This is a genomic window from Microcoleus sp. S36a_B3 (assembly GCF_036700745.1).
Lineage (GTDB): Bacteria > Cyanobacteriota > Cyanobacteriia > Cyanobacteriales > Microcoleaceae > Microcoleus.
Genome location: NZ_JAUBPN010000003.1, coordinates 1 through 21,743 on the forward strand (window position 1 = coordinate 1; position 21,743 = coordinate 21,743).

19 protein-coding genes are annotated in these 21,743 nt (G+C 47.2%); 10 read left to right on the forward strand and 9 right to left on the reverse strand.

Translation table 11 applies throughout. The annotated features are described in order from the left end of the window. Positions 1-1,026 (forward strand): calcium-binding protein (locus QUA01_RS03935; protein ID WP_333087005.1); only part of this gene is annotated, 1,026 nt, incomplete at its 5' end. 116 nt (positions 1,027-1,142) lie between these two features. Here the strand turns inward: QUA01_RS03935 and phnE are convergent. The 3 genes from phnE to QUA01_RS03950 all read right to left on the reverse strand — a co-directional run bounded on the left by phnE (position 1,143) and on the right by QUA01_RS03950 (position 4,189). Continuing rightward, positions 1,143-1,937, reverse strand: coding sequence for a phosphonate ABC transporter, permease protein PhnE (gene phnE / locus QUA01_RS03940; RefSeq protein ID WP_333087007.1), 795 nt, complete (start codon positions 1,935-1,937; stop codon positions 1,143-1,145). A gap of 78 nt (positions 1,938-2,015) precedes the next feature. After that, positions 2,016-2,756 carry a phosphonate ABC transporter ATP-binding protein gene (locus QUA01_RS03945; protein WP_333087008.1) on the reverse strand — a complete coding sequence of 247 codons (741 nt, stop codon included), beginning with the start codon at positions 2,754-2,756 and terminating at the stop codon, positions 2,016-2,018. A gap of 437 nt (positions 2,757-3,193) precedes the next feature. Beyond that, complete coding sequence (locus QUA01_RS03950) at positions 3,194-4,189, reverse strand: phosphate/phosphite/phosphonate ABC transporter substrate-binding protein (protein WP_333087010.1); 996 nt, start codon at positions 4,187-4,189, stop codon at positions 3,194-3,196. Between the two features lie 194 nt (positions 4,190-4,383). On the opposite strand from QUA01_RS03950, the gene QUA01_RS03955 reads away from it, so the two are divergent. The 3 genes from QUA01_RS03955 to QUA01_RS03965 all read left to right on the forward strand — a co-directional run bounded on the left by QUA01_RS03955 (position 4,384) and on the right by QUA01_RS03965 (position 6,325). Next, a complete protein-coding gene (locus QUA01_RS03955) occupies positions 4,384-5,367 on the forward strand; it encodes a threo-3-hydroxy-L-aspartate ammonia-lyase (protein ID WP_333087011.1) in 984 nt (327 codons plus the stop codon). Between the two features lie 339 nt (positions 5,368-5,706). After that, a complete protein-coding gene (locus QUA01_RS03960) occupies positions 5,707-6,012 on the forward strand; it encodes a small RNA NsiR4-regulated ssr1528 family protein (RefSeq protein ID WP_333087012.1) in 306 nt (101 codons plus the stop codon). Positions 6,013-6,094: 82 nt separating this feature from the next. After that, on the forward strand, positions 6,095-6,325 hold the full coding sequence (locus QUA01_RS03965; protein WP_333087013.1) for a hypothetical protein: 231 nt from the start codon (positions 6,095-6,097) through the stop codon (positions 6,323-6,325). 385 nt (positions 6,326-6,710) lie between these two features. Here QUA01_RS03965 and QUA01_RS03970 read toward each other — a convergent pair whose 3' ends face one another. Together QUA01_RS03970 and QUA01_RS03975 are read right to left on the reverse strand one after the other, a co-directional pair. Further along, positions 6,711-7,628, reverse strand: coding sequence for an NAD(P)H-dependent glycerol-3-phosphate dehydrogenase (locus QUA01_RS03970; protein ID WP_333087014.1), 918 nt, complete (start codon positions 7,626-7,628; stop codon positions 6,711-6,713). 111 nt (positions 7,629-7,739) lie between these two features. Beyond that, positions 7,740-8,168 carry an NUDIX hydrolase gene (locus QUA01_RS03975; protein WP_333087015.1) on the reverse strand — a complete coding sequence of 143 codons (429 nt, stop codon included), beginning with the start codon at positions 8,166-8,168 and terminating at the stop codon, positions 7,740-7,742. A gap of 179 nt (positions 8,169-8,347) precedes the next feature. Between QUA01_RS03975 and QUA01_RS03980 the strand changes: the two genes are divergently transcribed. Beyond that, on the forward strand, positions 8,348-9,268 hold the full coding sequence (locus tag QUA01_RS03980; RefSeq protein WP_333087016.1) for an alpha/beta hydrolase: 921 nt from the start codon (positions 8,348-8,350) through the stop codon (positions 9,266-9,268). Between the two features lie 294 nt (positions 9,269-9,562). Here QUA01_RS03980 and prfC read toward each other — a convergent pair whose 3' ends face one another. Then, positions 9,563-11,191: a peptide chain release factor 3 gene (gene prfC, locus QUA01_RS03985; RefSeq protein ID WP_333087017.1), complete on the reverse strand. Its 1,629-nt coding sequence runs from the start codon at positions 11,189-11,191 to the stop codon at positions 9,563-9,565. A gap of 103 nt (positions 11,192-11,294) precedes the next feature. Between prfC and QUA01_RS03990 the strand changes: the two genes are divergently transcribed. Both QUA01_RS03990 and QUA01_RS03995 read left to right on the forward strand, forming a co-directional pair. Continuing rightward, positions 11,295-11,627 (forward strand): DUF4870 domain-containing protein, encoded by a 333-nt coding sequence (locus QUA01_RS03990; RefSeq protein ID WP_333087018.1) that lies wholly within the window; start codon positions 11,295-11,297, stop codon positions 11,625-11,627. A gap of 67 nt (positions 11,628-11,694) precedes the next feature. Further along, entirely contained in the window at positions 11,695-11,820 is a 126-nt protein-coding gene (locus QUA01_RS03995) for a hypothetical protein (protein WP_333087019.1), read from the forward strand. Between the two features lie 318 nt (positions 11,821-12,138). On the opposite strand, the gene QUA01_RS04000 is transcribed toward QUA01_RS03995, so the two are convergent. The 3 genes from QUA01_RS04000 to infC all read right to left on the reverse strand — a co-directional run bounded on the left by QUA01_RS04000 (position 12,139) and on the right by infC (position 16,836). Then, entirely contained in the window at positions 12,139-12,612 is a 474-nt protein-coding gene (locus QUA01_RS04000; protein WP_333087021.1) for a Crp/Fnr family transcriptional regulator, read from the reverse strand. 230 nt (positions 12,613-12,842) lie between these two features. Next, the gene (locus tag QUA01_RS04005; RefSeq protein WP_333087022.1) at positions 12,843-15,896 is read right to left on the reverse strand and encodes a HEAT repeat domain-containing protein; all 3,054 of its coding nucleotides are present in this window, start codon (positions 15,894-15,896) and stop codon (positions 12,843-12,845) included. Positions 15,897-16,299: 403 nt separating this feature from the next. Continuing rightward, on the reverse strand, positions 16,300-16,836 hold the full coding sequence (gene infC, locus QUA01_RS04010; RefSeq protein WP_194008541.1) for a translation initiation factor IF-3: 537 nt from the start codon (positions 16,834-16,836) through the stop codon (positions 16,300-16,302). A gap of 418 nt (positions 16,837-17,254) precedes the next feature. Here infC and QUA01_RS04015 point away from each other — a divergent pair, with 418 nt between their 5' ends. The 3 genes from QUA01_RS04015 (at position 17,255) to QUA01_RS04025 (ending at position 21,706) form a co-directional block, all read left to right on the forward strand. Continuing rightward, complete coding sequence (locus QUA01_RS04015; RefSeq protein WP_333087023.1) at positions 17,255-18,277, forward strand: alpha/beta fold hydrolase; 1,023 nt, start codon at positions 17,255-17,257, stop codon at positions 18,275-18,277. Between the two features lie 614 nt (positions 18,278-18,891). Next, positions 18,892-19,350, forward strand: a complete 459-nt coding sequence (locus tag QUA01_RS04020) for a hypothetical protein (protein WP_333087025.1) — start codon at positions 18,892-18,894, stop codon at positions 19,348-19,350. A 568-nt stretch (positions 19,351-19,918) separates the two neighbouring features. Continuing rightward, the gene (locus tag QUA01_RS04025) at positions 19,919-21,706 is read left to right on the forward strand and encodes an N-acetylmuramoyl-L-alanine amidase (RefSeq protein WP_333087027.1); all 1,788 of its coding nucleotides are present in this window, start codon (positions 19,919-19,921) and stop codon (positions 21,704-21,706) included. Positions 21,707-21,743: the final 37 nt, after the last annotated feature.

Genomic DNA, 21,743 nt, shown 5'->3' on the forward strand with positions numbered 1-21,743 from the left:
GCCAGCGAATTTGGCAATTTGACTACTACTAACTTTGACGGTGTGACGGGTTCAACTCCTGACATTACTGGCAAAGAGTTGGTGATTTTCACCGGCGGAACTTATGCAACGGTGGAAGCTGCACAAGCGTCTGCTTTGGGCAGTTCTACAAGTGCTGGTTTCTTCGCCTACAGCAATGCGTCGAACGAAACTGTGTTGGTGTTTGACTCGAACGGTACGGTGACGGGCGGTTCGACAATTATTGCGAACTTGGGTACTGCTGCTGGCAATTTGGGAACTGCGGACTTTGTGTTTACAGGGACGATTACCAGTGCTCCGGTTGCAACTTCTCCTAGCTCGTCGGGTAGCGTTGCTGATTTAACTGCTGCTGGGAATACTTTCCCCGTAGCCTTTAACAACTTCGGTTCTGGTGCTGGCGGTTACAATTTCAGCACTCCTGTTTTATTTACTGGAGATGCGAGCGGTAATAACGTCACTGGTACTGAGTTCTCCGATATTTTGAACGGTGGCTCTGGTGCTGATATTTTCGACGGTGGCGCGGGTGATGACAGCATCTCCGGTGGCGCTGGTAATGACAGTCTCTTCGGTGGCGCGGGTAGCGATACTCTCTTCGGCGGCGACGGGAATGATACTTTAACCGGTGGTGCGGGAACAAATGTTCTCAGCGGCGGGCTTGGTGCTGATGTGTTTGTGTTCGCCGGAACTACTGCTGGTGGCGGGGATATCATTACCGATTACAGCATTGTTGATGATGTAATTAACATTGACCAGTCTGCTTTTATCGGATTGGGAGCGGTCGCCGGGCCTTTGGGCTCCAGTTTCTACGCTTACAGCAGCACAGTTTCTGTAACTGCGTTAGAAGCAACTTTAACCGGGCCGTCGATCATGGCTATCTACGACAGTTTGTCTGCATCTACTAAGCTGTATTACGATAGCAACGGTTCTACGGTTGGTGGCAACAGTTTGTTTGCTACTGTGAGTGTCGATTTTGGAGTTTCCGGTAATTCTGAAGTGGTCTTGTTCTAAAGGGCAAGAATTCTGATCTGAATATCGGGGATATGCGCGGGGACACAGCATTGCTGTGTCCCAATAAAAGAAGGACACGGCAATGCTGCGTCCTTCTTTTGTTTCTCAACCTATTTTTATTTTGTTTCCAACCGCTGCCGCCAATTGCTGCTAATAATATCTATCACCGTGACTACAACTAACAGCACTAACATCATTGTTGTTGCTTTATTGTATTCAAAAGACCTGATATAATTGACTAATTCAAAACCAATGCCGCCAGCGCCCACTACTCCCAACACCGAAGCGGCCCGAATGTTGTACTCAAACATCCACAGCGTGTAACCGAGGGCTAGCGGCAATACCTGCGGGAAAATTCCGTATTGCGCTACTTGCAGCCAAGATGCACCGACTACTTCTAAGGATTCGACCGATCGCGCTTCCACAGATTCGATCGCCTCCTGATAAAATTTAGCAAGATAGCCGATCGTATAAATGGCCAGCGCTAAAGTACCGGCCGGCGCGCCCAAACCAGTCGCGGATACAAACAACAATCCCAGCACAATTGAAGGTACTGAACGCACGGCATTTTGCAATAAATTAGCCAACCAACGCAACCACTTTGGTGCTATATTGCGGGCGCTGCAAATCGCAATTGGGATCGACAAAATTGCTCCGAATGTCGTTCCCCACAATGACATTTGAACTGTTTCGATTAAAGCTTTAATTGCTACGTCAATTATTTCGAGATTTGGCGGCCACAAGCGCGAAATAAAATCAGTCATGTAAGGCCAACTGTTGGTCAGGGTTTCTGCATCAATTTCTAGTCCCCGCAGCGCCCAACCGTAAAGTACAATTAAGCCTGCTGCGATACCAATATTTTTAATCCAGCCAGGATTTTTTGAGGGATTAGTTGCTTTTTTTTCGGTCATTTGCGTTGATTTTTAATTTTTTTTAAACGAACCGCGAAGACGCGAAGGGCGCGAAGGAAGAGGGGAGAAGATAGGAGTTTAGACTTCTACTTTGGGAGGTGTTAGTTGGCTGAGTTTGTCGGACAGGTTGTGGCATTTGCCATCATAAACTATCTGACCGGCATCTAGGACGATCGCCCGATCGGCATAGGTGCTGGCCATTCCTAAATCGTGCAATACTACAACTACGGTCATTGCTTGTTTTTGGTGCAGTTGGGCGAGGATTTCCATTACTTGTTGGGCGGCGATTACGTCTAATCCGCTGGTGGGCTCGTCGGCGAGTAAAATCTGGGGGGATTGGATTAAGGCGCGGGCGATGGCGACTCTTTGCTGTTGTCCGCCGCTGAGCAGTCTGGTTTTTTGATATGCTAGGTCTTTGAGTCCGAAGTCTGCTAGTAAGTCAAATGCTCGATCGCGCTGCTGTTTCGGAAAACCCCACAAAGTCTCCCAAGTATTTAAGCTTCCCAAGCAACCACAAAGCACATTGTCGATCGCGGGTGACTGTTTTACCAACCCGCCACCTTGAAAAATTAAGCCAATATCGCGCCGAATTCGTCTCAGAGTGCGCGGAGTTATGATTGTATCGTTAATCCGAATTTCTCCTGTTTTGACGGGGACTAATCCGACAAATGAACGGAGAAGTGTAGATTTTCCAGCACCGTTTAAACCGAGAAGCGCTACAAATTCGCCTTGTTTTATTTGGCAATCAATTCCGTTCAAAATCGGGCGGTTTAGCGCGGTTGAATAAGCTGTTTTTAATTGGCTGCATTCTATAGTCATAAGAAGAAGTTCGGCAACGGATTATGTAACGGATGTAAGTCCGACGGAAGAAGGAAGAAGTCATTAGTCATTAGTTATTAGTCATTAGTGCTGTCGCCTCCGAGTTTCCGTACAACGTGATCGGGAAGAAGGAAGAAGGAAGAAAAAAAATTAGCTATTTATATTAATTTTTAATTGGGCGTGTTAATTTGGTCACTATTTGTCGATCGACTTTGCCATTAATATATAGCCTTTCTCAAAAAAGTGAGGTATGCCCTATGCCCTATGCCGAATGCCCTATGCCCTATGCCCTATGCCTTATATGAGAGCACAGAAAGGCTATACTGTCTCCTCGATGGGTAACAATAAAATCGGTTCGTAGTGAGGACTTCAGTCCTTCTTTTTTTGCGAACTGAAGCCTTCACTGCGAACCTTTACTCTCGCTACGAACCTTGATTTTATGGTTCGAGTTTAGCGCGCACCAAAGCTTGGCGCAAGGTTGATAAATGGCGCGCGTGATCGACTTTTACCAATTTCTGAGAATTGTACAAACTGCGGAACAATTGATTGTTTGCTGGTTCGTTCATTTTCATGAAAGCATTAATCAGTTTTTCGCGCATCGGTGCAGGAACGCGATCGTCAATTACAATTCCGTGGGCTGGCACTCCGTTAACTTCTTGCAAAACTCGCAATTTCTTACCTTCTTCCGCTGTAATCCAAGGCGGTAGCATAGCGTATTCGGAGACAACTGCGACATCTGCTTGACCTCTTAAAACAGATTGCAAAGCGCTGCTGTAACCGTCACCGTAGGTGACATTTCCGAAAAAGCTCTCCAGTCTATCCGGCCCTGAAACTAATCCTTGACCCACTAATTCTGAGATTGGGAAAATGAATCCCGAACCGGAAGTTCGAGAGGTGAAAGCCATTTTTTTGCCTTTCAATTGTTCGAGGGTTTGTTTTGCTGAACCTTTCGGGCGCAGGGGATTGTCTTGGCGCACTACAAACACGGAATTGTAGGTATTTCCGCCGGAATAATCGCTGCGAACTTCTGCTAAATACATCCGCGCTTTGGCTAATTGTTCTGCTTTTAATGCCGCGCGCCCTGCTACAAATGCTACATCTGCTCTGTTGGCCCTCAATGCTTCTACGGCGGCGGTTTCGTCGCCGATGACTGCATCGACGGGCATTCCGATTTCTTTGGAAAGTATTTGCGCTACTTGATTGGCTTTATTTTGCAAGTCCGTAGCATCTCTGCGGTTGGCAAATACGATTCTAATGCGATTTATCGGAGCTTGTGCTCTTAAATCTCGTTGGCGAAGCCCTCGAAGAGGATCGCCCTGCTGCGTTGTTTGGGCGATCGCCTTTTGCCCCATTCCCACTGCATTCGCCGTCAAACCCCCTAACAGCAACAATCCGACGCTAACGCTTGCTAACGCTTTAAAATTTACATTCATTAAATCGCTCTCCTACTTAGTTGTTGCTATGTGATAACTTATGGCAATAATTTTGATTTTATTTTACAGTTCTTTTGGTAATTAGTTGCAATAGTTAAGTGATAAATATTTCTGATATGTCTTATCATTAAAAGTGATACTACTCTGACTCGATCTATGGTAATGTTCGCCCCAAGCACCAGACGCAGCAAAATATGACACCCAAGCTTGCTGATAAAAATCCCTTTCCAGTCTGTTTTGCCGATGTGGAAGCGGCGGCGAAGCGCTTGCAGGGCAAAGCTTTCAAGACTCCGGTGCTGACTTCGGAGACCCTGAACAAACAAACTCATTCTCAAGTATTTTTCAAGTGCGAAAACTTTCAGCGGACGGGTTCGTTTAAATTTCGCGGTGCTTGCAATGCTTTGATGCAGCTATCTGAAGCCGAAAAACAGCGGGGAGTTGTGACTTTTTCTTCGGGAAATCACGCGCAGGCGATCGCCCTTGCCGCACGGTTGCTCGCAATTCCTGCTACTGTGGTGATGCCTGCCGATGCGCCCAAAGTCAAGCAAGAGGCGACTCGCGGCTACGGTGCCGAGATTATTGTGTACGATCGAACTCAAGTTTCCCGCGAAGAGCTCGCTGCCCAAATTGCTGGGGAAAGAAACTTGACAATTATTCCTCCTTATGATGACGCGCGGGTGATTGCAGGACAAGGTACGGCGGCGCTGGAATTAATCGCAGAAGTTGGAGAGTTGGATTTGCTTTTAGTTTGCTGCGGCGGCGGGGGTTTGCTGTCGGGATGCGCGATCGCAGCCAAAACTTTGTCTCCCCAGTGTAAAATAATCGGAGTAGAACCCGATCGAGCAGATGATGCAGCGCGATCGTTCCGCACAAAAACCCTGCAAACTGTTAGCAACCCCGATACTATTGCTGACGGCGCGCGCACGCCATCTTTAGGGAAATTGACTTTTCCTTTAGTGCTGCATTATGTGGACGATATGGCAACAGTTTCGGAAGAGGCAATTCGCACTACAATGTTTTTTATGTGGGAACGAATGAAGATAGTTGTCGAACCCACGGGAGTGTTAGCAGCAGCGGCTTTGCTGTCAGGAGTTGTCAAAGCTGAAAATATGAAAATTGGCGTGATTGTCAGCGGGGGAAACGTGGATTTGCGGCAAGCTAGTCAGCTTTTTTTATAGTTAAGCCTGCCAGTTTTTTAGTCAAAAATTATATCAGAGGTTTTAACCCCTGTATAATTGATCGCCACAACAAAAACGGTTCGTAGTGCGGACTTTAGTCCGCTCATATCGTTCCCGATAGCAATAGTAAAATTCATATTACATCACAGTAAAAATCCTTCTTTATCTTTAATCTGCTGAGCGCGGATTTTAGCTTTGCGACGGGTTTAAACCCCAGGCGGACTTTCGGGTTGGTGTCACATATTCGGGAAATGTCAAATATTAGTATTGACAAATTTGACTAAAGTCAAGAGTTTTCTGATAAAATACTCCCACAGCAAACTTTAATATCACACCACAATGTCTTCAGAAACAAACTCAGCGGCTCAATCTACAACTGGTGCAGATGCGATCGATGTTGCGATCGCCTCGGGAATAGACTTTGACGGTACTCCGATTCCGCAAGCAAAATTAGACCTCTACAAGCAAGTGATGGGATTAGAAGCCGGGAGACAGCGCAGTGGCGTGTCAAATACAATGCGATCGCGCATTGTCCGAATCGGTGTCAAACATCTGCCTCAAAACGAGCTCGATAAAATGCTCGTTGCTGCTGACTTCGCACCGCTGAAAGAGAAAGAAGTTGCGTTTTATTACGGCGGAAAGTAAAAATTATCTACCCTTCTAGACAGATGAACAGTCATCTCTGGATAGGTCAAACTTGGAACAAATCCTAGCAGAAGGTCAGTTTATGAACACTAACGGTAGTACAGTCATCAGCAACCTCGAGTATGATTTGTTAACAGTTTTGCACAACAAGTCTGAAGCTTTGAAAGCCTACGATACTTACATGAAAGATGCTCAAGAAACCGGTTCTCAGCCTTGTGCTGAGCTGTTTCAAAAATTGCAGCAAGCTGACATGGAGCACGCGCAGGAAATTCGGCAGCACCTTCAACAGGTAATGCAGCAAGGCAAGATGTAAAGCTGGTGCAACTCGCTCTGCAAGTTATGAGTTATGAGTTAAGCTGTTGTGCATTTAAAATGCGTGTTTCAGAGGTTGAAACGCTTTACTGGCTTAGATCGCCTCGAAAATTTAAATGATGAACAGCTTAAGAGTTAAGTAGTAGCAGCTATTTAAGAGTTAAGTAGTAGCAGCTATGAGTTAAAGAGTTTTGGATTCACAACTCATCTTCAATTCCTTAAACTCTTTCTCTACCGAGCGATGGAAACATCAATCTGACCGCTCAACCAATGTCGCTTACAACTCTTAATTCATAACTAGCAACTGGTGAGGCAAATCCTTGAAACTTCAGCTACGGGTAGGGACTTAGGCTTTGCTTAAGTCCTTACCTATCTAGTGGTACAGGTTATAAAATCTCCGGTTTCAAAGCTCGTTCCATCAGCGATAAAACAGCTTGTTCAGGAGTAATTTCACCATTTAATAAGCGATAAACTTGACGAGAAACAGGCACTTCAATGCCGCGTTGATTAGCTAAATCAATCAACACATTAGTAGTATTGACCCCCTCAGCCGTGCTCTGCAATTCCTGCAAAACTTCCTCTAAAGATTTGCCTTTAGCTAACCCGAAACCAACCCGATAATTGCGCGATAAAGGACTGTTGCAAGTAGCGAGCAAATCTCCCAAACCAGACAAACCATAAAAAGTTTCTGCACGAGCTCCCAAACGAACTCCCACCCGAATCATTTCCGGCAAAGCGCGAGTCAGCAAAGCAGATTTAGCATTAGTTCCTAATTGTAAACCGTCGCAAACTCCAGCCGCGATCGCAAATACATTTTTCAAAGTTCCACCTAACTCAGTCCCCAGCGGGTCTTCATTCACATAAACCCGAAAAATATCAGAACTGTAAATATTTTGCACTTGCTTGGCCGCAGCTAAATCCCAACTCGCCGCTACCGTTGCAGCCGGCAATCCTTGCTGAATTTCCTCGGAAAGATTGGGGCCAGAAAGTACCACAATTGAATTGTTAGGAAACGCATTTTGCCAAATTTGAGAGGGAGTGCGCGTACTCGCGGGATCTAAACCTTTGGTGACAGTAACTATAATTGTATCGGGACTTAACTGTAAAGCCAAAAGTCGATCGACCGTTGCTCCAACTCCTTTCATCGAAACTGCGGAAACAACAACATCCGCACCTGTTATAACTGATTCTAGATTAACAGAACTGCTGCGCGACCACAAATTAACTCGAGCTCCTTTTTTGCCTCCCAGATTTGCCAGTGCCGAACCCCAAGCACCTCCGCCTAATATTGTCAAGCTTTGCATAGAATTGAGTTTGATGAATTTAACCGCAGATTAACACAGATAAATCACAGATAAATCATCACAATCAATCTGCGTTAATCTGCGTGCATCTGCGGTTAAAAAATCCTCACCCTACAAACGCGGACGCAATCCATAATGACGGTAACGCCAATAATCTCGTAAAATGCGATCGTGATCGAAACATAATTGATGGGGAATCTGCCAAGAGTCAAAAAATTGTAAATTTTTAGCATCGTCGGCGGCTTGAGGTTCGCCCGTTGCAGAAGCCAAGAATACAATACTGATAGTGTGTTCACGGGCGTCGCGATTTGGGTCAGAATAAACGTAAAACTGCTCAATTAATTCTACATTCAAACTCGTTTCTTCTAAAGCTTCGCGTTTTGCCGCCGTTTCTACCGATTCCCCGTAATCGACAAAACCGCCGGGAATTGCCCAGCCGTAGGGAATATTGCGGCGTTCGATGAGTACGATCGGGCGGTGCGGGCGATCGGCTAATTCGATGATAATATCAACTGTAGGAGCGGGATTTCGATAAGTCATACCATTTTAGATTAAAGAATTGAAGAATTTAACATCGTTGCAGTTTAACTGTGGAACGGGCCCCAGAGACCGTTGCAGTTTAGCTGCAAAATGTGCGATCGACCTCACCTACAGTTCTACAATATACTTGCATATAATGTACGGATTGCGATCGCAAACAAAAAAGAGAGATTGAAACTATGCCTAAGTGGCTGGGAAAAGTTTTAGGTATCGGTGCCGGTACAATCCTCCTCCTCGGTGCGAGTGGATACTGGTACGTTTTTATTGCCGGAGCACCTCAGTTAGACCCTCCGAAAGTAGTGGCTGATGCTGACTTAAATTTTCAACTCAAAACATATAAAAGTGCAGCTATGAATTCAGAGCGCACCTACGGCTTAATTTTGCCGCCTGGGTACGCAAAAAATCCCAAACAGCGCTATCCAGTCATTTTTTTGCTGCACGGCGGGCACGGAGACGCGCGTGCTTATCAGGACAAAGCCGCTGTTACTTCTGTGCTTCACGATTTATATAAAAGCAAAAGATTGCCGCCATCAATTGTAATTACTCCTGACGGGAACGACAAGCGGGGTACGAGTCCTTTGTGGGACCCGCAGTATTTTGACGGGCCCAACGGTAAGGTGGGAAGCGCGATCGGCTCCGAGTTGGTTCAAATCGTCAAATCGCGTTACAGAACGCAGCAAGACCCCAAATTCTGGGCAATGGGAGGACAATCTTCGGGGGGTTGGGGAGCTTTTAATATGGGTTTGCGTTACTTGAATAATTTTAATATTCTGTTCAGCCACAGCGGTTATTTTACCGACCAAAGCGGCAAGGCTAACAGTCCTAAATATTTAGTTGAAAAAATTTATGTTAAAGATAAACAGCGGTTGCGCGCTTATTTGGATGCTGGGGAAGAAGACAAGGAATTTCTAATTTCTACGCAACAGTTTCACGAACAATTAAACCGTTTGGGTGTTGCTAACGAGTTCAACAAATTTCCGGGCGGACACGGGATTGTTGGCCCTGATGTCGGTTGGAATTATTGGCACAAACATTTAGCAGATTCATTGAGTTATGTGGGAAAACAGTTTAAGATATCACTGGCCGCACAGAAAAATTAGAAATGTGAATTGTTTCATTCAAAAAAGCTATAATTGGACTCTGGTTTGCATTGTTTTTAACTGGATTGGTAGGAGTGAACGTAGGGTGCGCCACCAAGAACAACTTTCGCCCCCCAACGCCAGATTAAACGAGCGACGCACCCTACAACTTATAACTTAAGTAAACCGTATTCTAACTTAAGCTCCTCCTACAGTTTTCTCTGCTGTAAGTTGCGAGATCAAAGTCTTAGCCCCCTTAGTAAGGGGAGGTTGGGGGGTAAGATCTAGCGCTATTTTATGAAATTGGTATAACGCTCACTCCGCGCTAACAGCCAAACCAGAAACCACAGGGGCGATCGCATTTAACTTCAAAACAGGATGCTCCCCTTCCACCTGCCGGCAATTCCAGTCATTTCTAAACAGCAAAACCGGCCTTCCCCAAGTATCTTTCACCGTCACCGTATTAAACAGCCGTCCAACCTTAGCCAGCGCATCCCAACCGCCGTCAACCCAACGGGCTACACTGTAAGGTAACATCTCGATCGTCGTTTCCACATTGTATTCCGACTGCATTCTGAACTGCACCACCTCAAATTGCAACTGTCCTACTGCTGCCAAAATTGGTTCGCGTTTCGACTCGTCAGCCGAATACATAATTTGTACTGCGCCCTCTTCCTGCAACTCGGAAACACCTTTGCGGAACTGCTTAAATTTAGAAGGATTGGGATTTCTCAAAACAGCAAAAAGTTCCGGTGAAAAACAGGGAATTCCTTCATATTCCAGTTTTTGCCCAGTGTAAATAGTATCGCCGATCGCAAAAACCCCCGGATTGTTCAAACCAATCACATCGCCCGGATACGCAACCTCGATCGACTCCCGATCCTGAGCAAATAACTTTTGAGGTCTTGACAAACGCACTGTTTTACCAGTGCGAGCGTGAGTCACGTTCATGTCCTTTTCAAACTTGCCCGTACAAACCCGAATAAACGCTACGCGATCGCGGTGTCTCGGGTCCATATTTGCTTGCAATTTAAACACAAACCCGGTAAAATCTTCGTAAGTTGGCGGAAGTTCCCCGACGCTGCTGTTGCGGGCGATCGGCTTCATCGCGTAATCTAAAAACGCATCCAAAAACAGTTCTACCCCAAAATTACTCATCGCGCTGCCAAAGAAAACCGGAGTCATTTTCCCAGCGCGAACCAAGTCTAAATCCAGTTCAGTTCCTAACTCATCCAGCAGTTCCAACTCTTCTTTAAGCTGATAGTAAAGGTCTTGTTCTAACAAATCCTCAATGCGCGGATCGCCCAATTCAATGACGGTATCAACTGCCGCGCGAGAACCGTGTTTACTCCGCTCGAACAAGTGAATTTTTCGCCCTCTGCGGTCAAAAACGCCTTTAAAGCGATCGCCCGTACCGATCGGCCAATTTACCGGATAAGTCTGTAAGCCCAATTCCTTCTCAATTTCGTCCAACAAATCCAAAGGATCTCTGCTAGGGCGATCGAGCTTATTAAAGAAAGTAAAAATAGGCAGACGTCGCAACTTACAAACTTCAAATAACTTGCGAGTTTGCGGTTCCAAACCCTTAGCAGCATCCTCAAGCATCACCGCATTGTCAGCCGCCGCCAGAGTTCGATAAGTATCTTCGCTAAAATCTTGGTGTCCCGGAGTATCGAGCAGATTAATGTGATAATTTTTATACTCAAACTGCAAAACAGTAGAAGTAATCGAAATTCCCCGCTGCTGTTCCATCGCCATCCAGTCAGAGGTAGCGTGTCGCTGGGCCCGCCGCGCTTTCACAGAACCTGCTTCGTGAATTGCACCTCCGTAAAGCAGCAGCTTTTCTGTCAAAGTAGTTTTACCCGCATCAGGGTGCGAGATAATGGCAAAGTTGCGCCGGCGCTCCACAGCAGTTAGCAGTTCAGTTTCGAGTTCTGTTGTCATCACAAAGTAAGTAGGGGAATCATCACCCGATCGCCATTATAGCCTGTGCTAGAGTTGCTATAGAAGGTAAAATTATCAGTAAAGTCAAGGAAATACAAGTAATATGTACGACTCCGACAAGCGCAAGCTGCTATCACTCGTGTGTCACGGGGCAATTTTTTTCAGTACGTTAGTGTTCTCGATCGGAGCGCCGATCGCAGTATTGTTAGTATCAGATGACCCCGTTGTCAAAGAAAACGCCACAGAATCGATCAATTTTCACCTGAATGTATGGTTGTACGGTCTGATTTTGGTTCCACTATCTTTTGTGACACTTGGCTTAGCAGGCTTGATAGGTTTCGCAATTCATTGGGGACTAACAATCATGGCCATCCTCCACATTTTGCAAAATCCCAACCAACCTTACCGCTATCCTTTTATTTTCCGCATAGTCTAGATAGCAAATCGCGCTTCACCATCGATTTAAATAACCCGGTTTTTTCAGAAACCGGGTTTTTAATTGTTTGCTAAAAGAAGGAAGAAGGAAGAGGGGAAGTTCGGCAACGGATTATGTAACGGATGTAACGGATGTAACGGATGTAAAGGATGTAAGTCCGTCGGAAGAAGGAAGCAGAAATAAAGAAGAATGAATAAGGAATAAGGAAGAGGGAAGAAGGAAGCAGAAATAAGGAAGAATGAATAAGGAATGAGGAAGATTTGTACGGGCGGGTTTAGCCAACAACTTATGATACAAATCAGTATATAATCCAAACCAGCACTCATCCTTTCATGGTGCTTTACAAAACATAAATTGTGCCCAATTTCCAATTTCCAATTCCCAATCCCCAATGAAAACTGACTACTAAGAGGGCGGGCACGCACCATCCACCGCCCCTACCAACTAACAACTGATAACTGACTACTAACAACTAACAACTGACTACTAACTACTGACTGATTCCCAAACTTTATCGCATTTCAGCAACTCTAGTAGTCTCTGGCGACAAAATCACCTCTTTAGCATTCAACTTTATATTCAATTCACGAATCCGGCGCGAAAGCAAGCGAATAATATTAACAGCAATTCCCGGCGTTTCATCGATCGCATCATAAAGCTGCATTTGAGTCAACATCAAACACTCCGATTGTTCCAGAGTAGAAATAGAAGCCGATCGAGGTTCCGCATCAAACAGCGACATTTCCCCGAAACAAGCCCCCGCCTTCAACTGTGCCAAATCGCGATCGCCTATATGCACCCGCACCGTTCCCGATACCAAAATATAGAGCGATCGACCTTCCTGTCCTTCTGTAAAAATCCTGTGCTTGGAAGGGAACGAAAGTTCATCCATTACCGATGCTAGACGCACAAGAAAATCATCTCGCAGTTCCTTAAAGATCGGAACTTCCCTGACAAACAATAGGCGTTCGACGCTAGTTAGCATAATGCGATGCAGTGATTGATTTAAACTTAAACAGGGTCAGGGGGAATAAAAACTGTTGGCTGTTGGCTGTTGACTGTTGGCTGTTGACTGTTGGCTGTTGGCTGACAACTAACAACTGACAACTAACAACTAACAACTAACAACTAACAACTGACAACTGACAACTGACAACTAACAACTAACAACTGACAACTGACAACTAACAACTAACAACTAACAACTAACTAATGTTACCTTTTCCCCCCAACACCTAACTCTGCCATCATCTCTTCAACTTGAGCGAATACCAAACGATCGGGGTCATTTTGCAGCCTCGGCAACAATTCGAGCAAAGCTCGCGGCGAAGCTATTTTCAAATAGGCTAACACTGCTTCGCGAACAAAACCCGTCGGGTGTTGCAGACACACGAGAGTTTGTTGAGCCGTCAGACTCCAGCGCGCCTCCTTCGCCAAATGAAAGCAGCAAGCCAAGGCCCAATCCGAAAGGAAGTGGCGCAATTCTAGCAAGCGGCGCAAACGATCGCTAGGAGTTAGAGGTTTGTAAACCATCAATTCAGAGAGATTGGTCAACTTTTCTCTTTCCGAGTGCTGATCCAACAAATTGATCAGCGATCGCTTCCTAACTATATCCACAGTATTGTCAAGAATTTCCAATCCCCTAGCCACCAGAGAAGGTTGGCCCGAAGCGATGTTGAAAGCAGCAGCTTGTACCGTGTCCAGCGGATAAAGAAACTTCATCAACAAAAAACACCGATCCTTAGCATCAGCTTCCAACCCCGCCAGAGCCCGCTGCAACAATTGAGCCGTATCGTTCGCAGGTACCTCGGCGGTGTTAGGATCTCGATCGGAAAAATTGTCATAGGTCGTTACCCCAGACAAATCTACCAGACCCGCATAAATTTGACCGATAAACATCAACTCCTGTTCGATGAGAGTTTCCAAGCCGCTGCGGCCGATGCGGTCTAGAACCCCTTCTATCCCCGCTTCCGAAGGCATTTTCAACAGGATGCGGAGGATGTTGCGCCTCGTAGTTCCCCAAGCCGTCATCAAATTGCTGACCAAAATGTCGATCGCCTCAACAGTCCCAATTTGACCCAAAGCCGTCCAAGCTTGCAACCTGACCAAATCCGGCTTGTGGATATCCTCAGCCAAATACACCAGCAAAGGAATCGCATCGTTGTGAAGTTTGACTATAGCCTGCAAAGCCGCTTCCCTAGTCGATTTGTAACCTAGTCCCCGCAGCAGCGAAGGATAATATTCTTCCGAATGAGTAGACGAAATCACGTCTAACAGAGCGCAGCGAACTCGCAGAGATTCATCTTGCAAAAGATTGGGGATGTACAGCCGCAGTCCTTGCAAATAATCAGCCTCTCCCAGAGCCCGCGTCCCCATCACCCGTTCTCGTTCCAGCTTGTGCGTCAGCATTTGGCGCAGCGTGTTAGTAGCCTCTGCTTTTTGCTGGCGATCGCCCCTTCTCATAATTAAAGCAGCCGCCGTACCCCGCACCACCGGATCGACATTCTGCTGCAAATAAGGCCGCAAACTGTCAATATTCGGTTCAGCCTCCGTCAGCCAGATGTAGCGCAAAGCCAAAGCCAGCACCTCCGGCGGCAATGGTTGTTGCGAGAGTGCGCGGACAAATTCTAAATATGCGGGGTTCGGGTGTTGCAGCATAGTTTCCAAGCTCTGGCGCTGCAAAAGTGGCGAAAGCGAATCCAGAATAGGTGCGAGAACTTCTCCGACATTTTTGGGGTCAATTTGGGTCAGCAGTTCTATACAAGAGCGCTTTTCATCTTCGCCCCCCGGCTGTTCTAGAGTTTCCACCACTGCGCGCTTGAGAGCCTTGAGGTCAACGTCTGTCACGCCCAAGCGCCCGCGTTCGGCACTTTTGACCAACAGCCCTACGTATTGAGAGCGGATCAGCCACACCACAAATACCCACACCAGCGCCAAAACTACGATCGTACCGATGAATACCAAGCTTTGCAGGTCGTGAAATGCGCTTTCGGTTTCGTGGGGGAGTATCTTGTCTGTCACCCACAGCATCCCCAGGATAACTACTCCTGTAGCTCCGCAGGACAAAGGTTCGCCCACACCGTTGACCAGAGTTTGAATGCCCGATCGAATATTGTCAGGAATCGGTTGAAATAAAACCGGACTCACAGTTTCCAGCAGCGTGTAGTGGAGCAGTTCGTCTAAAAACCTCAGCAATATCAGCCCGATAAACACAGATACTAGCTGGCCTAGGGACGCTCCTAAAGTCAGCACCCCAAGAATAGCGATACCCGCCGGCAAAATCATCGCCGTCACGAATACACCGATTCGTTCTACCAAGCGGCTGGAAGCAAACCACTGAGTCGCCACTTGAAACAGACCTTGTATACCTTCGTAAATGCCCAGGAAGCTAGCAATCGAACTAGCTCCGCTCGCTCCGTCTCCCGGGTTTTGGTATTCTAACTGGCTATAAAATTGAAAATCTACCAGCACGTAGACGACTTCTGCCAGCACGAAGAAACTGACTAGAGGTATCGCGTATTTTTGCAGAGGCCCAGTAACTTTGCGGGCGGTAAATTCTTGTTGGTCGTCTTCGTCGTCGTCATCTGTCCACCGAGCAGTTTCCGGGAATGCTTGGCTATATTTTTCCGTGAGGTAGTACAGCAGCAACGAGCCTGCCGCCACCATCAACCCGGATATTAGGGTAACGTTTTTGAGTTTGACTACGTAGAGCAAGACTGGCAGAGAAAATCCGCTGACTACTCCAGCCACTAGATAGCCGCTGCTGACTAACGGATAGGTGCGCTTGATTTCTCGAATGTTAAAAAGTTGATTGGAAGTGATAGAAGTATTGAGGTCGTTGAGGACATAGCAAGCTTCCACCCACAGCCACATCAAAAAAATAGTAATAAAAGCGATGCTGATGCCAGCTATCTTAGTATTTTCGTAGCCGATGCCGAATCGAAACAAAAATAGCGGTACCGACATCATTGCCATCACAACTACGACGGTGCGCCTCAGTGGCAGGATTTTTTGCATCCACGAGTAGACAAAGCCCAGACTCGAACCGATAAAGGCGCTGGCTATATAAATCCAGGGTAGTTTTTCTGCACCGAATTCGTCTAAAAACAAACCTACCGTGCTCAATTCCAGCCAGATCAGCCCGACGGAGGTTAGAGTGTAGACGAGGAACATCAGTAAGGTTCGCTCTAATTCTTCCGATCGCAAGTTGAGCGATCGCAGCACTCCCTGTCTTGCTCTGGCGATCGCGCCCATTTGAAAATTTTCCATTTCTGGTGCGTTAATATTTCGATTTTCGATTTTAGATTTACTTGCGGCTCGGTGAATGTGAGAGCGAGTACAGGAGTCTAAAATTTTTGTTTTGGCGCGTCCGCGACTCCTGTGGCAAACTTCTATCGGTTTTGGGGCGGAGCGATTAATCCACCGTCACCAATCTTTGACTCTTGACTGATGACTGGACTTTTGCTCTCAGATCCTGTCTGATCGATTTGCGTCACAAAAACGGTTCGTAGTGCGTCAGTCAGTGTCCGCTATTGGGTTGCGTCAGTCAGTGTCCGCACTACGAACCAATCTTATGTTTGTAAATCGACCGGACACGAGAGCCAAGCTTGTAAAGAGCAGGCTCGATGCCTGCTGAACAATGGCATAGGTCTACTGATGACCGATCGCCCTATTACTGTTTTTTGGGAGACAGCAGCATCATCATACTGCGCCCTTCCTTTTTCGGGGCTTGCTGCACTTCGGCGATTTCCTGCAAATCTGTGGCCATGCGCTTGAGCAAGTCCTCTGCTAGGTTGCTGTGTTGGATTTCCCGACCTCTGAACATGATCGTGGCTTTTACTTTATCTCCAGATTTGATAAAGCGGTCTGCTAGCTTGAGGCGCACTTGGTAGTCGTGTTCTTCAATTTTGTAGCGCATCTTCACTTCCTTGACATCGGCAGTGTGCTGCTTCCGCTTGGCTTCTCGCGCTTTCTTTTCCTGCTCGAACTTGTACTTCCCGTAGTCCATTACCCGGCATACGGGCGGGTCAGCTTTGTCGCTGACAAGTACCAGGTCGAGTTCTTTTTCTTCTGCCAGACGGAGCGCTTCTGCGGGTGTCAATATCCCTAGTTGGCCGCCGTCGGTATCGATCACCCGGATTGTGGGGTATCGAATGTTTTCGTTGATCTGGGGTAGGTTGCGATTTTGTCTTCTTTCAATCACAGGCATGAATGTTTTTACAAGCAGTAGTTTAATAGCGAAGTTTCTTGATAGTTACAGGCTTGACCGGTCAATATTTCACTTTTTCCGATCGAGCTATTTGGCAAGCTGTTACCCTTACCGGACGTACTACCGCGCCCTGTATGCCTTCAGCTTCGTCGTTAGGGCATACTTGAACCGAATCGTAAATGAATTCTTACAATACTTGCTATTCTACTCACTCTCGCTGAGTTTCTGCGTAGTTTTATTTTAACTTCATACTATATCGTCCGTTCCCATACCAGACTGAGCGCCAAACCGTAAAAAATGCCCGGTAAATCCTTAAGGATGAGGTAAAACGGCTTTTTTGACCCCGTGGCAACGGGTGTTACCAGTCCCCAATTCCCCTGATTTGCCTTGTACAATAGGTATAACCAAGTGTAAATTTATGTTGCGAGCTGAGGCAAAATTGACAAATTCTCTACACTGGCACCAACGGGTGGGCACTCAACGAGACTGGGTGTGGCGGGGTTGGCAAACTCGATACACTTATTTGCGGCCGGCTTTGGGGCGAAATCCAGGGGCGATCGAATTTCAAGACTCTGCAGCCGAACCCATCGCCTCCACCACATCAAGAACACCGATTATTTTACTGCACGGGTTTGGAGCTTCGATCGGCCACTGGCGGCAAAATCTCGCTCCACTAGCCGAAAATCACACGGTTTACGCCTTAGATTTGTTGGGTTTTGGCGCTTCCCAAAAAGCTCCCATCGACTACGACGTGTCTTTGTGGGTCGATCAAGTTTACGATTTTTGGCTGACTTTTATCAGAGAGCCGGTCATATTGGCAGGAAATTCGATCGGCTCGCTGATTTGTCTGGCCGCGGCGGCCGCTCACCCGGACATGGTGGCCGGCACGGTGGCGATCAGCCTCCCAGACCCATCTGTGCGAGCCGAGGCGGTGCCCGGATGGCTGTTACCGGCGATCGAATCTATAGAAAATTTATTTGTTTCTCCGATCGTACTCAGGCCTTTGTTTTCTTTAGCTCGCAAGCCTGCCATCGTCCGTCGCTGGGTTGCCTTTGCCTACGCCAACCCCGGAGCTGTTAGCGACGAATTAGTTGAAATTCTAGCAGGGCCTGCGGGCGATCGGGGAGCCGCCCGCGCCTTCTGTGCTTTATTTAAAGCTGTAGGTAGTGCAAAATGCGGCCCTGGTGTCAAGACTGTGTTGCGAAATTTAACAATCCCGATGCTGTTAATTTGGGGAAAACAAGACCGGATGATTCCGCCTCGCTTCGCCAAACCCCACCAATTTGTCGAATGCAATCCGAGTTGTGTAGAGCTAGTTGAATTAGATAATGCTGGCCACTGTCCCCAGGATGAATGCCCGGAACAAGTAAATCAAGCAATTTTGGATTGGATGGGCCGGAACTTTGCCACCCGTGGCGATCGATCTTTGCAACACAGTTAATTTAAATAGATAGGGGGCGGTGCGTTGCTAATTAACCAACATTATTTGCAGGTATCGATATCCTGGATCGAGAATCAGCTTGTCACAAGTCGATCGCACCCGGTGAAATGACTTTACACAACTCTGGAACTAACCTCAACAACTTTTTAGGCAAGGGGCGACTCTTACCGGAAAGCAAGTCTCGGTCTTTCTGCGATCTTGCGTCCGATCGATTAACATAGCAAAAATGGTTCGCGATGATCGCGCGATCCCTTGGTAGTGCTGCTAATTGATCGCACGCGATAGGAGTTCATCAAAAAACCCGGTTTCTCACCACTCATGGTATTTTTACGAACATACCTCCGCTGTAGTCCCTAGAGCCGGTAAAAAGTTAAGGACTTAGGCATCAACACCACAGAAACCGGGTTTTTATCGGGATTAAAGGTCTAGATGCAGTATTTTTGCCTGTGAAACCAGGTTTCTCATCACTGCTGCGTCTAGGGCTAAAACTAAGGTTTGAAGGTACTGATGCGTCCCAGACTGTTTTATTGACGATCGCCTTTGGGGAAACTCAGGCATTGACACAATCGTCGCGATCGTGTATCTTCTCTAACTGGTAGTATTATATACAAGTTATGCAGTTAGTCGAAAGGCAGGTCATCAAACCAAATCACAGGTTTTATCCAGAAGCCGACCGACAGTTTTTCCAGTCCAAAAATCACAACTGCGATAACTATATCTACCGTCAAAACTTTTTCCCCCGTCAACCAATCAATGCTCTGACGGTCGATCGTCCGCGATCGAAGAGTATCGGTGACAAAGCATTGCCCGCCCTGGTGACACAAAACACTCTCCAGTTACTGCAAAAAGCATGGATTAGCTATCATAATGTCACCGGGTATGGCGCGGGCGATCGCCAAACTAAATTTCCAGAAGCACCCAAAATCCCTTACTATAAAAAATCAAGAAAAACCAGATATCGGTGCCGCCATGTAGTTGTATTTAACTGTCAAACAGTCAGGGGAAAAACTTTCGCAAAAGGATATGCTCCTTTCCATGAAACTAACATCTTCATGTATTCAAAAGTAACTTAAATCTGGGAAATCCTGATTGTTCCCGAGGTAGGTTGTTAATTAGTCAGAGTGCTTGATTAAAAATTAGAACAAAACGCAACTATCAAAGGGATTACTACCCTGGCTTTAACGAACTGTGCCCCTATGAAAGACCGAAGAAATCGCTCCTAAGAAAAACCGTAAAAATCTCCATTCTAACTTGTGATAAATTCAGGAAAAACCTGGTTGATTGTTGATAAAAATATAGCAACAGCGCCAGACGGTTAGGACGTTTAAAATTACTGAAAGCCTGGGTTTTCTTAATTATTCCTTGGGTCTTGTTAATTATTCCTTCTTCTATAAATACCTTCCCTTGTGCCAACAATTTCTCAGTCAGCTTATAACCGATCGCCCCCAAGTCTGCTGGAAAGTAAAAAAATGCCAGAATTTGGCATTGGGCTGCCTATTAACGGCTAAAAAAGTCAATTTGGCCAACAACTGACGGCCCGGACATCCCTGGTCGGCTGGCGGCGGCTAACTGCTGAAAGCCGATCGGGCAAACAGCACCCTTCCAGCTTTTAGTAGTAACGCAAACGAGGAAAAAACTGTCGTGAAATTCCACTGGCTACTACCGAGTTTCTTAAGTGTATTTTTGCTCGCCGGAGCCGCCGAAGCAGCCCGACTGCAATCTTGGCGGTTTGATGCTTCAGAGAACCGGCTCTACATTAGAACAGAGGGGGGAGTGCAACCCAAGGCTCAACTGATTTTCAACCCGACGCGCTTGGTAATCGATTTGCCGGGAACGAGTCTAGGCCGTCCCTCAGTCAACAAACAGCTCTCAGGGGCGATCGAATCGGTGCGGGCAGGACAGTTTGACAACGACACAACCAGAATTGTAGTCGAACTCAAAGACGGGTTTACTTTAGACCCCCAACAAGTAAAATTCCGGGGGATTTCTGCCAGCGAGTGGACAGTAGATTTACCCGCACCGACGCGCGGCCAAAGTCAAAATCCCATTTCCGAACCCGGGGGAGAAAGGTTATCGGTTGAACCTTCAGCAGGCGAGCCCCAGTCTGCAGAAGAAACCGTAGTTCAGAACGTTCAACTGACAGCAGACGGTTTTTTAGTCCGCACTGCTGGCGGCCGCCCCCAAATTAATTTTGAACAAAGTCGCGCCGGAGACATCGCTACCCTGGATATTGAAGGAGCTACTTTAGCTCCGGGCGCGGGCGGCCAACAGCCTCAAACTAACGGCCAGCTCGGTGTCGAGAGGGTTGAAGTCCGGCAACTGCCAACAGACCCGCCCGTTACCCGCGTGACTTTGCGGCTGAAGGCTTCTAATACTCAGTGGCGCGCGTCTGTGAACAATTCCGGCTCGGTTGTGCTGTCGCCGGGGGGTACGATTGCGCCAATCCTCAGCCGCTCCCAGCCCGTAGCTGTTGGAAGACCAGAGCGAGCGGCTTTAGCAAGAGTTCTGTCGATCGACTTAGCCGATAATGACACGCAACTGGTGGTGAGAACTGACCGCCAAGTCTCCTATACCAGCGGGTGGGACCAGTCGTCGAGAGCTTACTGGCTGAGAATTTCTTCTAGTTTCCTGGCGGGGCAAATTCCTCAGCTTGGTGCCAACAGCCCTGTATCGTTTACTGCCAGTCAGGAAGACGCGGAGACTGTGCTGATTTGGGTGCAGCCCCGATCGGGCGTAGAGGTAGGCAGGGTGACGAGACCGGGCCAGCAGTTGCTGTCTTTGCAGTTGCGATCGTCCAATGCTAGCGCCCCGCCGCCTTTGACTCGCGATCCAAATCCGCAGCCATTACCGAAAAGGACGATCGGATCGGGGGATTTGCCCCAATCCAACCGCCGCGTCGTGGTGGCGATCGATGCGGGGCACGGCGGCCGCGATCCAGGTGCAGTCGGGATTGGTGGCATTCAGGAGAAGGAGATTGTTTTAGATATCTCGTATCAGGTGGCGAGGCTGCTGGAACAGCAGGGCGTGCAGGCGGTGATGACTCGGACTGACGACAGCGAAATCGACCTGGAACCGAGAGTTTCTTTGGGGGAACGGGTGAATGCTACTTTGTTTGTCAGCATTCACGCTAATTCGATCAATATGAGCCGGCCAGATATTAGCGGGATTGAGACTTATTATTTTGATAGCGGGAAAGATTTAGCCCGGGTGATTCACGCCAGTATTTTGGACGGAACGGGGGCGACTGACCGCCGGGTGCGACAGGCAAGATTTTATGTTTTGAGGAAGAGTTCTATGCCTTCTGTTTTGGTGGAAGTCGGTTTTGTCACGGGTGCTGAGGATGCTGCTAGACTTTCTGACCCAGCTTATCGCAGTCAAATGGCTGCTTCGATCGCTCGCGGCATTTTAGTTTATCTTCAACAAAGATAATGGTTAGTAGTCAGTGGTCAGTTGGCAGTAGTCATTA